At 41.9% G+C, this 13,275-nt stretch carries 9 protein-coding genes; 4 read left to right on the top strand and 5 right to left on the bottom strand.

Annotated elements, in window-relative coordinates:
* Positions 1–20: 20 nt before the first annotated feature.
* The 3 genes from GWI56_RS09685 to prmB all read right to left on the bottom strand — a co-directional run bounded on the left by GWI56_RS09685 (position 21) and on the right by prmB (position 3,451).
* Positions 21–1,196 (bottom strand): MFS transporter, encoded by a 1,176-nt coding sequence (locus GWI56_RS09685; RefSeq protein ID WP_198572774.1) that lies wholly within the window; start codon positions 1,194–1,196, stop codon positions 21–23.
* 91 nt (positions 1,197–1,287) lie between these two features.
* Entirely contained in the window at positions 1,288–2,382 is a 1,095-nt protein-coding gene (gene aroC, locus GWI56_RS09680) for a chorismate synthase (protein WP_028761043.1), read from the bottom strand.
* A gap of 124 nt (positions 2,383–2,506) precedes the next feature.
* Entirely contained in the window at positions 2,507–3,451 is a 945-nt protein-coding gene (gene prmB / locus GWI56_RS09675; protein ID WP_011788895.1) for a 50S ribosomal protein L3 N(5)-glutamine methyltransferase, read from the bottom strand.
* 80 nt (positions 3,452–3,531) lie between these two features.
* Here prmB and smrB point away from each other — a divergent pair, with 80 nt between their 5' ends.
* Positions 3,532–4,062, top strand: a complete 531-nt coding sequence (gene smrB, locus GWI56_RS09670) for an endonuclease SmrB (RefSeq protein ID WP_028761044.1) — start codon at positions 3,532–3,534, stop codon at positions 4,060–4,062.
* A gap of 99 nt (positions 4,063–4,161) precedes the next feature.
* Here the strand turns inward: smrB and sixA are convergent, their stop codons facing one another.
* Entirely contained in the window at positions 4,162–4,632 is a 471-nt protein-coding gene (sixA, locus tag GWI56_RS09665; protein WP_198572773.1) for a phosphohistidine phosphatase SixA, read from the bottom strand.
* Positions 4,633–4,801: 169 nt separating this feature from the next.
* Here sixA and GWI56_RS09660 point away from each other — a divergent pair, with 169 nt between their 5' ends.
* From GWI56_RS09660 to GWI56_RS09650, 3 genes are all read left to right on the top strand, one after another.
* Positions 4,802–7,591 (top strand): insulinase family protein, encoded by a 2,790-nt coding sequence (locus GWI56_RS09660; protein ID WP_198572772.1) that lies wholly within the window; start codon positions 4,802–4,804, stop codon positions 7,589–7,591.
* A gap of 284 nt (positions 7,592–7,875) precedes the next feature.
* Complete coding sequence (locus GWI56_RS09655) at positions 7,876–12,108, top strand: EAL domain-containing protein (RefSeq protein ID WP_198572771.1); 4,233 nt, start codon at positions 7,876–7,878, stop codon at positions 12,106–12,108.
* A gap of 109 nt (positions 12,109–12,217) precedes the next feature.
* Entirely contained in the window at positions 12,218–12,625 is a 408-nt protein-coding gene (locus GWI56_RS09650; RefSeq protein ID WP_198572770.1) for a hypothetical protein, read from the top strand.
* Positions 12,626–12,957: 332 nt separating this feature from the next.
* Here GWI56_RS09650 and GWI56_RS21710 read toward each other — a convergent pair whose 3' ends face one another.
* Complete coding sequence (locus tag GWI56_RS21710) at positions 12,958–13,158, bottom strand: hypothetical protein (protein WP_212601698.1); 201 nt, start codon at positions 13,156–13,158, stop codon at positions 12,958–12,960.
* Positions 13,159–13,275 lie beyond the last annotated feature (117 nt).

Genomic DNA, 13,275 nt, shown 5'->3' with positions numbered 1-13,275 from the left:
TTTTATCTTAATGGATATGACTAGGCCGTATGGGCTGCAACACTCGGTTTATCCTTAGGGATAAAGAATACCGCCAGCATAGCGGCAAAGGCGCATACTGCGGCAAATACCCAAGACCAAACCGCCCCACTACCATCGCCCCAAATATAGCCGCAAATCCAAGTACCGAGCGCGCCGCCAACCCCAAAACTTAAACTGGCGTATAGGGCTTGACCTTGGCTTCTGTGACTCGCATCGAAATGTTTATGCACAAATTGAATCGATGCCGCATGGGTTAAGCCAAAGGTAAAGGCATGTAATAATTGGCTAAAACCAAGCCACAACACACTATCTACCCCAAAAGCAACCAATAACCAACGTAGACAAGTCATGCCGATGCTGACAATCAATAAGGTATTCACGCCATAGCGGCCGAGTAAACGCGGCGCGAACATAAACATCACGATCTCGGCCATAGCGCCAAGGGCGACAAATATCCCCGCTGATGATTCTGAGTAACCCGCTTGTTTTAAATATAAGACGAAGAAGCCGTAGAAAGGTCCCGCGCTCATTTGCAGCAACATGGCCGAGACTAAGAACCAAATAATCGCCCGATTCCATTGCAATGGCGGCCGCACTTGGCTGGTGTCGCGCACTAAACGATTTGCTGGTAATGGCAACGCACTGGCTAACATGCCGATAAATAATGACAAACCGATATAAGGCAACACCTCAGTGCCCCACTGACCAATGGCAAAGCCCGCACCGACAACAAGACAAATATAACCGACACTACCCCAACTGCGAATTTGACCGTAGCGGCTGGCATTCTCGCCTAAGGTTTCTAAGGTGATCACTTCAAGCTGGGCAAGGATTGCGTTCCAAAAGAAGGTATAGAGGGCCAGACTCAGCGCCATATACACAAAACCGCCATGGTAGAAGAAACTCAAATACGCCAGCGCGGCGGCTCCCGCCCCCATTTTGATCAGCTCGGCGCGCATCCCGGTTCGGTCAGCCACTTTGGCCCACACATTCGGGGCAACGATGCGCGTCGCCATCAGGATGGCGAGTAGAAAGCCAATTTCTTGAGGATTAAAACCGCGATTTTCGAAGAAGACCCCAAGATAAGGGACCATAGTACCGAGAATAGAAAAGAAGAAAAAATAGCAGGCACAAAGCCAGCGTAATTGCCGGCTTGTGCTAGAAGAAGTTGACATTAACGCATTCCCTTTATCTCATGCCACTTGTTGTATCGTTATCGCATACCATCTATCACATGCGCCTATCTCATACCCCTATTTCATACGCCTATCGCATACCAAGCACGGGTGTGTGACTGCGTACATCCTGATTTTGCGCTCTGTGTCTTAACAAGTGATCCATCAACACAATGGCAAGCATAGCTTCGGCAATCGGTACCGCGCGGATCCCAACACAGGGATCGTGACGACCTTTAGTGACAACTTCGGCCATTTCACCCTGCGCCGTCATACTTTGGCCCGGCACACTGATACTGGAGGTGGGTTTTAACGCAATATGGGCAATGATCGGCTGACCCGACGAAATCCCACCGAGCACACCGCCCGCATGGTTGGATTCAAAGCCTTGCGGCGACATTAAGTCACGACCTTCGGAGCCCTTTTGCGTCACGACGCCAAAACCATCACCAATTTCAACACCTTTGACAGCATTGATGCCCATCAGCGCGTGGGCGATATCGGCATCGAGTCTATCAAATACTGGCTCACCTAAACCCACTGGCACACCTGTCGCGATAACGGAGATTTTCGCGCCAATCGAGTCACCGGATTTTTTCAGCTCACGCATGTATTCATCAAGCGCTTCCAGCTTGCTAGCATCGGGGAAGAAAAAGGCATTTTGCTCGATTTGGTCAAGATCAATGGTCTGCGCACAAATAGGACCCAGCTGCGACATATAGCCGTAGATCTCGATACCGTGAACTTGCTTTAAATACTTTTTAGCCACAGCACCCGCCGCAACCCGCATCGCAGTTTCACGGGCTGAAGAGCGGCCACCACCGCGGTAGTCACGCATACCGTACTTTTGCTGGTAGGTATAATCGGCGTGCCCAGGGCGAAATAAATCTTTGATATTAGAGTAATCTTGACTGCGTTGATCGGTATTTTCAATCAAGAGTCCAATCGAGGTGCCCGTGGTTTTACCTTCGAAGACGCCGGATAAAATCCGCACTTCATCGGGCTCACGGCGTGCCGTGGTATATCGGGATGTCCCAGGACGACGGCGGTCAAGATCATGCTGCATATCGGCTTCGGTTAATTCAAGCCCAGGAGGGCAACCATCAATAATGCAACCCAGTGCAACACCGTGACTCTCACCAAACGTCGTCACTACAAAATTTTGACCAATACTGTTTCCAGACATCCGCTTTGTACACCTTAGGTTATTTGTTCATCGCTCCGCGCCCAGCGAGTACTGGACAATTTATTTTCCCGCTGCAAGCCTAACTGGCAGCGGGAAAAGTCTCAACCTAATTTGCTATCTTAGGCTATTGCGCGTCGCGATAAATACCAAATACCGACTGATTTTCAACCAGTTGATCGCGGGTCAGTACGAATACGCCATCGCCACCATTTTCAAAGTTAATCCAAGTGAATGGCACTTCTGGAAACTGCTCAATCAAATGCACCATAGAATTACCGACTTCGACAACGAGTAAACCCGTTGGCGTGAGGTATTGCGCTGCATTGGCGAGTATACGCTTGGTTAAATCTAACCCGTCGCGACCTGAGGCTAAACCAATGGCAGGCTCATGATGATATTCATCAGGCATGTCGCCAATGTCTTCGGCATCCACATAAGGTGGGTTTGAGACAATCAAATCATACTGAGGCCCTTCTGGGATGGCCGAGAACAGATCCGATTGCATCGGGAATACTCTGTCCATCACACCTAAGGTTTCGATATTGATTTGCGCTACATCTAAGGCATCCTCGCTGATATCCAGCGCATCGACTTCGGCGTCTTCAAATTCATAGGCACAGGCAATCGCGATACAAGCGCTGCCAGTACATAAATCTAAAATACGTGTGACTGGCTTGTTATATAACCAAGGGCTAAAACGGTTAGCGATCATTTCGGCAATCGGTGAACGTGGCACTAACACGCGCTCATCGACGTAAAATTCCAATCCAGCAAAACGCGCTTTGTTGGTCAGGTAAGGCACAGGTAGGCGCTCTCTGACCCGACGAATGATCAACTCGACAATTTTATGCTTTTCACTGCTGGTCAAGTTGCTTAAAATCACTTGCTGGCCGATTTCTTCGGGTAAGTGTAAAGCATGGAAAACTAAGGCGATGGCTTCATCCCACGCATTATCAGTACCATGACCATAATACACATTGGCATCGTTAAAACGGCTCACGGCCCAACGTAACATATCGCCAATAGTGCGTAATTCTGTCACAGCTTCATCTACAAAGATCTTATCCAAAACGTGCTCCCGCTAGTATGTTCGCAAACATTGTAACTGAACTCTATTCAGAAACCATAGGATTCAATAGAATACCCGCCATGAATAAAGACGATGACAAAGAAGGCTTGGCGATGTTCTCAAAGCTTATTGATGGAATTAAACCCATCACGCAAAATAAGCGACACTTTCGCATGCCCTTAAAAACCAAACAAGAAATAGAACTGAAAGAGCAGCAACTGCATGCTAACAGTTATTTCTCAGATACTTATCAACCACTACTGCCTGTACAAGGGCCGATGCGTTGGTTAGAAGAAGGTGTTGACAGTTTAGAACTCAAACGCCTCAGACGTGGCGATTACCAGCCAGATTTACTGCTGGATTTACACGGCTATCGCCAATCAGAAGCCAAACTTGAGCTAGCAGCATTGATTCAAGCCTGCGTCAAACAACAGAGTCTGTGCTGCTGCATTATGCATGGTTATGGCAGTGGTATATTGAAACAACAAGTTCCCATGTGGTTAGTGCAGCATCCTATGGTGAAGGCTTTCCATCAGGCCCCTAAAGAATGGGGCGGCGATGCGGCGTTATTAGTGCTGATTGATATTGGTGAGCAACCGCATAGACGTTAGCTCGCTATCGGCTTAGGCTTTAACATTTACTATTTAGCTGAAAAAAACGGCCCATTTAATGTGGGCCGTTTGTTTTGTAAATAGAGATATTAACCTAGATTAGCTAATACTATGGGGGGCGTGCTGCCATACAATCGACGCTTGCTCGGCATGTTTATCAATGAGCGTAATGCCTGACGTCGCGAATAATGGCGGCTCAACGCCAGCCACTAACTCACTGACTAAGTAGCCCAGTAACGGCATGTGAGCAATCACGAGTACTTTATCCGCTTTGTATAACTCAGCATAAGCAACAACCAAGGCGGCTACATTGGCGGGATCGCCAGAAGGCACAAGATCATCGGCGACTAGCCACTTACGCGGCTCAGGAAAATGCTGACTCAGTTCCTGCCACGTTTGCTGTGCTCGTAAGTAAGGACTAACTAAAACAAGATCGAAATCAGCCACACTGCGAGCTAGCCAGTTGCTCATCAACATAGTATGGTGCCTTCCAACATCGGTCAGTGTTCTGTCTCTATCAGACTGAGCATTAAATCCGGCGTCACCATGTCTCATCAAAAATAGCTGCATACTTCTCTCGCGACTCAAACTTGTTTTTGTTTTATCCCAATTGTAGCCCTAAAATCCGTTTCAACAAACCTCACAAGACTTAATCTTTAGTCGATAAACACAAGAGATATTTGCTAAAAACCATTAAGACTATCAATATATAACAAGCTATCGTTACCGGAGTGTCTCTTTGCAAGCCTCTCAGTCCATATATAAAAGTCCAAATGATCACCGCCAGTATCGTTATCTTGTATTAGATAATGCGCTCAGGGTGTTATTGGTTGAAGATCAAGATGCTAGCCAAGCTGCCGCATCTATGGCTGTAGGCGTGGGTCATTTTGATGATCCCGCAGATAGACCCGGCATGGCGCACTTTTTAGAGCATATGCTCTTTCTAGGTACTGAGAAATTCCCAGACTCAGGCGAGTATCACGCCTTTATTAATCAGCATGGCGGCAGCAATAACGCTTGGACGGGCACAGAGCACACTAACTTCTTTTTCACCATCAATGAAGAAGTGTTTGCCGACTCCTTAGACAGATTCAGCCAATTTTTTATCGCCCCAAAATTTGATTTAGATTTAGTCGATAGAGAACGCCAAGCTATTGAATCTGAATTTAGTTTAAAACTGAAAGATGATATCCGTCGGACCTATCAAGTACTCAAAGAGACAGTCAACCCACTGCATCCATTTTCGAAATTTTCCGTGGGTAATTTAGTCACCTTAGGCGGAGAACAGGCACAAGTACGTAGTGAATTACTCGATTTCTATCAAAGCCATTACAGCGCCAACTTAATGACCTTGTGCTTAGTCGCTCCGCTTTCCCTTGATGAATTACAAGATTTAGCCTGCCACTATTTTAGTGGGATCCGAAACTTGAACTTAGTGAAAAACTATCCTCAAGTACCACTATTTTCAGAAAAAGAACTGTTGAGGCAAATCGATATTGTGCCGCTTAAGGAGCAAAAACGCTTAAGCATCAGTTTTAATTTCCCTGGAATTGATCACTACTACAAACGTAAGCCTTTGACTTATATCAGCCATATTTTAGGCAATGAGAGTCATGGCAGTCTGTTGTCGTATCTGAAAGAACAAGGATTAGTGAACAACTTGTCTGCGGGCGGCGGTGTAAATGGTTATAACTTCAAGGATTACAGTATCGGTTTACAGTTAACCGATAAAGGGCTAGGCAATCTCGATGAAATTATCAGCTGCTGTTTTGAGTATATTGAACTTATCAAAACCCAAGGCTTAGATGAATGGCGTTATTTGGAGCGTGCAAACCTGCTCAAAATGGCGTTTCGTTATCAAGAGCAAGTTAAATCACTCGATTTAGCCAGCCATCTCAGCATCAATATGCATCACTATGAGGTCGAAGACTTGGTCTTTGGCGATTATCGGATGGATGGGCTGGATATCCCTGAAACCATTGAGCTACTTGAGCTCATGGTGCCACAGAATATGCGTCTGCAGCTTATCGCCCAATCGGTTAAAACGGATCGTAAAGCTAACTGGTATCACACGCCGTACAAAGTCCGCCCAATTGCGCCACAGTCCCTAGCTCGTTGGCAAGTGAACAGTATTCGCCCTGAATTACAACTACCGGCTGCAAATCCTTTTATTGTCGCCGACTCGATTGCCCGTCCGGATAAGAGCGATGTTGACGTGCCAGTGATAGTTGCTGAATCAACTGGATACCGCATTTGGCATAAGAAAGATGATGAGTTTAATGTGCCAAAAGGTCACATGTATTTATCGCTGGATTCAGAGCAGGCAAGTAAAACGCCAAGGCATGCCGCCCTCACCCGCTTATATGTTGAAATGCTACTCGATTATCTCACCGAGCCAACCTATCAGGCCGAAGTTGCTGGATTAAGCTATAACATTTATCCGCATCAAGGCGGAATTACACTGCATTTATCGGGCTTTACCGGCAATCAAGAAACGTTATTAGCGCTATTAATCCATAAAGCCAGAGAGCGCAATTTTACCGAAGAGCGCTTTGCCCTCATAAAATCTCAGCTACTGCGCAGTTGGCAGAATCAAACACAGGCTAAACCGATTTCACAACTATTTACTAGCCTGACTGTTACGCTGCAAAAAAGCAGTTATGAACCAGCACGCATGGCTCAAATGTTGGAAGATATTAGCCTAGAGGATTTACATAACCATGTACGCGCCTTCTACGAAAAGATCTATCTTGAAGGGTTAGTCTACGGGGATTGGTTAGTCTCTGAAGCACAAGCTCTCGGCAAACGTTTAGAGCACATTTTATCCTTAGTTTCGACGCCGAGCGCCGAGTCCACCAGAGAATTAGTGAATTTAACAGGCCAAGGCACGTTACTGAGAGAACTCGCAGTAGATCATCAAGATAGCGCAATTATTGTGTATTACCAATCTGCCGTGGCAACACCCGAAAAAATGGCGCTATTTAGCTTACTAAATCACACTATGTCGTCCACCTTCTTCCATGAGCTGCGTACTGAAAAACAGCTGGGCTATATGGTAGGCACAGGTTACCTGCCGCTCAATCGTCATCCTGGACTTATTTTCTATATTCAGTCACCCACAACTGGGCCACTGCATTTATTAGAAGCCATCGACGAGTTTATTGCCGACTTTAATTATGCAGTGATGCAAATCACCAACGAAGAATGGGAAAGCACAAAGGTAGGTCTGATTAATCAAATCATGGAGCACGACGCGAACCTCAAAACTCGCAGTCAACGTTATTGGGTCAGTGTCGGCAATAGAGATTATCAATTTAACCAAAGAGAACTCGTCGTAGACGAAATCACTAAGCTCACCCGCACTGATTTACTCAAATTCATGATGCGTAAAATGCGTACTAAGCACAGCGATCGCTTAGTGTTATTTAGCACAGGTGAACAACACAGAACCCAAGCAGCGCTGATGTCAGACAAAATGATCACGGATCTTAAAGTTTTTAAGCAAACGGCAGAAAAGTTTAATTTCTAAACAAAAAACACTTTTGCTCACACATTTGTGAGCAAAGTTAGGTAAACAAACAGAACCGCTACAAATCAGTCCAACTATAGTCGTATCTTTCAGTGTTGGACGTAATCCTGATGTAAAACATGGCTAGCCCATGTTCTACCACTCCATCACTGAACAATTTTACTGCATCTACATGCTGTTAAAAGGATTTTCTGCAGACTCCACTTTGACAAACCGCTCACTTTCTGGAAAAGTGATGTAACACAATTGTTTCATGGCATCCTCGGATAATAAGAACAAACACTATGCCTAAAGCACTCTTGAGAATTTTCTTTCTTCTAGCTATTTTCCTATCGACCGCAGAAGCGCAACAATTACCAATCGCTTTAAAAACTGAGTCTTATGGCGTCCCAGAAGGCCTATCCCAGAGTACAGTCACATCAGTCATTGAAGATAATGATGGTTACATCTGGATTGGTACTTTGAACGGATTAAATCGATTCGACGGTGAAGAATTTAAGCATTTTTTTGCACATGATCACTCTGGTCTCTCTAGTTCATTTATTCAAAGCCTATTATTTGACAATAAAACAATGTTAGTTGGAACTGACAATGGTTTAAATGTTTACGACTCAGAACTTGAATCCTTCAAAAAACAGGAACAAATAAATGAAGCCATATGGTCTATAAATGACAATGGTGAAATTTATACTATAGGTACTAAAAACAAGATCATTGATATTAGAAAAGATAATTTAGAAATAATAAAAACATATCAAGATGAAAGCTTTAGCTTCATAAAGAAAGCAATTAAGACTAATAACGGCTACATTGTAAGAAATCATGATGGTAGAATTATTCATTATCACGAAGATTCAACAACTACTATTTTATCCCTACAATCTGTAGACATAGTAAAAGGCAAAAGTGGAGTTTATATTTTAACATCAGATGGTATTTATAAAAAAATATCAGAAGACATACCGAAATTTCTTGCTGGTGAGTATACAGGTCTAGCAGTGATTGATGGTCAAGTAATACAAACAAACCTTGAATCATCAGAGGTTACATCAAAAGGTTATGTATTAGAAAAGAAAGAAATCACTAATCAAGTTCAAGCCTATAGGACGAATAACTATACAATAATTCCTTCATTAAATATGGGATTCATTCTAATCAGAGACAGCAGCAATGTTGTAAAGTCCCTAATAAACCCTATCGGAAACATCTGGTCAATAAGCTTATTAGACAATGAACAAATTGTGACATCTGATGATAGTAGTGAAGTAGAAATATATAATTCAAACTTTATCTTCAAGGATAAAATAGACACAGAAATATCAGGACCTAAATATATTATAAGGAACAGAGACTCTTTCATCATTGGAGGTAACAATGGCCTTTATGAGTTTAATGGGGATTTAAAAACAACACTATTAAGCGATAGTATTGTCACTCTATTTAAAAACCAAAAAAGAACCGAGTTAATTGTAGGAACAAGTAAGTCAGACATATACATAATTGATCTACTAGATAGAAAAAAAATTCGTAAACTATCACTAAAGAATAAGCACCCAATATTCCAAATTCAACAGACTCTGGATGGCACACTTCTACTTGCTACTCAAGGTGGATTGGTAAGTATAGATACTAACGGCAACGAAAAAACAATTTTTGATGATGATTTTGTTTATTGCATAACTGAGACACCAAATGAATATCTTTTTGGAACTAGAACTTCAATCTATTCGACTAATAAAGAAACGTTAGAAATCAATAAAATTTATAACTCAAACAAACCAATTTACTCAATCGCAATTGATAATAGTAATGACTTTATGGCATCTTCCATAAATGAGTTAATTTTAAGCAGAAATGGGAAATTACTAACACTAACGACTGACTATGGTAGTCAAGAAGAATACAATAATCAGAGTGGGATATTCTGGAATGGCAGTTTCTTTTTTGGTGGAATAACTGGCGTTAGTGCCATAAATAAAGCCAATGCAATATCTTATATTGAAAACAATGTTATAAACACCAATATCAGTGAGCTTTTAGTATTTAATAAAACTGTTAATATAGGCGATAACCCACTAGAAAAAAGTATATCAAAATCAAAAATAATTGAATTAAAATATTCAGACTATCCATTTACATTGAAGTTCAACTCTCCGAAGTCAAGTCATAAAAATATTGAGTACTTTTATAACCTAAATGGCCTATCTGATACATGGATTACTGCAAAAGGTACAAACTCTGCAACCTACACAAACCTCTCACCTGGTCATTATATTTTTAATGTATTTGGTGAAAACCCTGTCACCGGAGCAAAAGGTCCAGTAAACTCCCTTAACATTTATATATCGCCTCCATGGTGGCTATCTTATTGGGCAAAATTAATTTACTTCATAACTACATTGCTAATAACTTTTTTTATTATTAAAGCTATATTACGAAAAAGAGAAGTGCAACGCCAAATAGCGCTCAGCGAAGAAAGATTAAAACTTTCCCTTTGGGGAAGTGGTGATGAAATGTGGGACTGGGACATAGAAACTGGCAATATTTTTCGCTCCAATATCTGGGGAGCTCTTGAATTTCCCCGTGATGGGCATCGTTCTGGAAAATCGGATGAAGAGAGTAATATACATCCTATGGATCAGGAACGTGTTCGTGAAGCGCTTAATAAGCATTTTTATGGTGAAACAGATCATTTTGAAGCCGCATATAGGGTAAAAGGCAAAGACGACAATTGGGTATGGATCTTAGACCGTGCCAAAATTGTAGAGCGGGATGACAAAGATAATGCCCTGCGAATGACTGGAACGATTAAAAATATTAGTCAGTTTAAACAAAAGGAAGAACAACTAAAACTCTTTGAAAAAGCAATTGAAAACATTTCGGAAGGCATGTTTATCCTCGACAACGAATACCGTTTTGTCGAAGTCAACGAAGCTTGCTGTAAAATTTCATTACGTAACCGAACTGATTTTATTGGCAACTTACTCACATTTGATTTATATCCAGAAACCTTCTCCACCCAAATTAGAACTATGTTAAAACAGCAAGGTCGCTGGGCAAATGAAGTCGAAGCAGCCAGAGGAGATAACAGTCACTTCCATATGGAACTCACTATCGATGCTATCTATGATGAGTTAGGCGAATTATCACACTATGTCGGTGTTTTTTCTGATATATCAAGACGTAAGCAGCAAGAAGAAGAACTTAGAAAATTAACCAATAACGATCTCTTAACCGGACTACCTAATCGATCCAACTTACAAGTGACCTTAAATAACCTAGTGAATCGAGAAATAGCTCATGCGCTTATGGTGCTTGATCTTGATAATTTTAAACGTATTAATGACTCCTTAGGCCATCAAATTGGGGATGCATTATTAAAGCTCGTTGCTACCCGCATTAAGTCCTTACTTCCTAAAAATACCAGTATTTATCGTCTAGGCGGAGATGAATTCGCCATTGTATTAGACAAGAGTTCAGATATAAGCGCCAGCGCTGCGATTGCTAACCGTATTATTGAGGGATTAAAACCTGCATTTGACGTTAGCAATGAACAGCTAGTCCTAGGATTAAGTATTGGCATAGTGCTATTCCCAGAAGATGAGCAAAGCGAGCAAGCACTACTGAGAAAGGCTGACATTGCTATGTACCATGCTAAGTCTGCGGGAGGTAATTGCTACCAGTTTTATTCTGAGTCCTTGAACCAACATGCAATTAGGCAATTAGAAATAGAAAATCTTATCCGTGAAGGCTTAAAAGATGATCTATTTGAAGTTTATTATCAACCTAAGGTTGATCTTAAAAGCGGTAAAATTGCAGGTATGGAGGCTTTAGTCAGATTAAATCATCCAATACATGGTTTAATTCCCCCCAATGACTTTATTCCACTTGCTGAAGAAAACGGTTTGATTGTTGAAATTGGTGAAATTGTCTTACGCAAGGCCTGTTTCGCAGCGCAAAAATGGCGTGAACAAGGCATATTCAGCGGCAGAGTCGCCGTCAATTTATCGTCACGTCAATTTGCACTGCCTGATATTCAACAGCGAATAGAGTCAATATTAAGACTCACTAAACTCCCCGCATGTCATCTTGAATTAGAAATAACTGAGGGAACCGTCATTAAACAGCCTGAAACGGCAATTATTGTCATGCAGCAATTGGCTAAAATGGGCGTCAGTTTAGCACTCGATGATTTCGGCACTGGGTACTCGTCCCTTTCATACTTAAAACGCTTTCCTATTCATACTTTAAAAATTGACAAAGCCTTTGTTGACGATATAGATAAATCTGATCGCGATCTCAAAATGGTCGATTCTATTATCACCATCGCCCATAACATGGGGCTTTCTGTTGTGGGTGAAGGCGTAGAACAAGCAGCACAATTGAACATTTTACGGGCACTTAACTGTGAAGAAATTCAAGGCTATATTTTTAGCAAGGCCATAAAAGAGACCGAATTTACTCAGCTACTTCAAGAAGACATGGTAAAGCCAAACACTAATAGCAACATTACCTAATCATTTAACTCTCAATTTGATTTTGATTTACAACATTGGCACAACAAGTGCAACAGCGCTATTAGTGTCAATAATAAATCAATATTAACTACCCTGAGAGATAATTAGAATGATTAAAGGAATATTAACTGTTGTAGCATTAACATCATCGCTTGCTGCTGTAAGCAATCTTACTTCCTTAGATAGCATAGATACCTTCTCAGCAGTACCAAATGTTCGCTTCAAACAAACTGAAGTTGCTGCCGTACCAAACGTTCGCTTCAAACAAACTGAAGTTGCTGCCGTACCAAACGTTCGCTTCAAACAAACTGAAGTTGCTGCTGTACCAAATGTTCGCTTCAAACAAACTGAAGTTGCTGCGGTACCAAATGTCCGCTTCAAACAAACTGAAGTTGCTGCGGTACCAAACGTTCGCTTCAAACAAACTGAAGTTGCTGCAGTACCAAATGTTCGCTTCAAATCAATTGATGTTGCTGCGGTACCAAATGTTCGTTTTACCGAAACAACTTTTGCTTAATAAAAATTTTTATTAAGGAACTAAAATGCTGAATTCAATCAAAAAAGCACTTGGTTTATCCAAGCCAGCGCGTAAAAAAGTTAAGTTGCCTGAAGGCTTGAATCACCTTGAAGTGATTTCTGCAAAAGGTTGGTGGAACTAATTTAAGTTCTGTAGCCATGAGTCTAACTCATGTACAGTGATAGTGAATTAAGTTAGCGCAGCTTAGAAACAATAAAGGGAGCATTGACTCCCTTTAGTTTTAAGTGAATATAAAAGTACTAACTAATAGTCATGTAGTCATGTAGTCATGTAGTCATGTAGTCATGAAAATTACATAAAATATTGATAAATTAGCTATTTAATATCCCTTCCTCACTACAACGGATTTTCCTCAAAGCTAAATGGCGGTGTGTCGTAAAGAGTGGATAAGCCAGAGGCCCGAGCACAAAACCCAGTAATGCCCAATACGTAACAGAAAGGTCTGCGGTAAATGCAGCCAAGCCGAAGTACCAAGCCGAGATTAATGCGATAAAGATAACCAGCAAAGCCACAAACCACCTCTTTAAAAACAACTAAATAAATCATAAATGTAGAGAAATTAATTCCTCATTAAAATGCGGATGCTACTAGCGTAGTCTTGGTGATTGATGCACATGTTAAATACGCCA

Origin of the sequence: Shewanella sp. DW31 (assembly GCF_015767295.1) — a bacterium.
Classification (GTDB): Bacteria; Pseudomonadota; Gammaproteobacteria; order Enterobacterales; family Shewanellaceae; genus Shewanella; species Shewanella oncorhynchi.
This window is presented reverse-complemented; position numbering and strand designations above follow the sequence as displayed.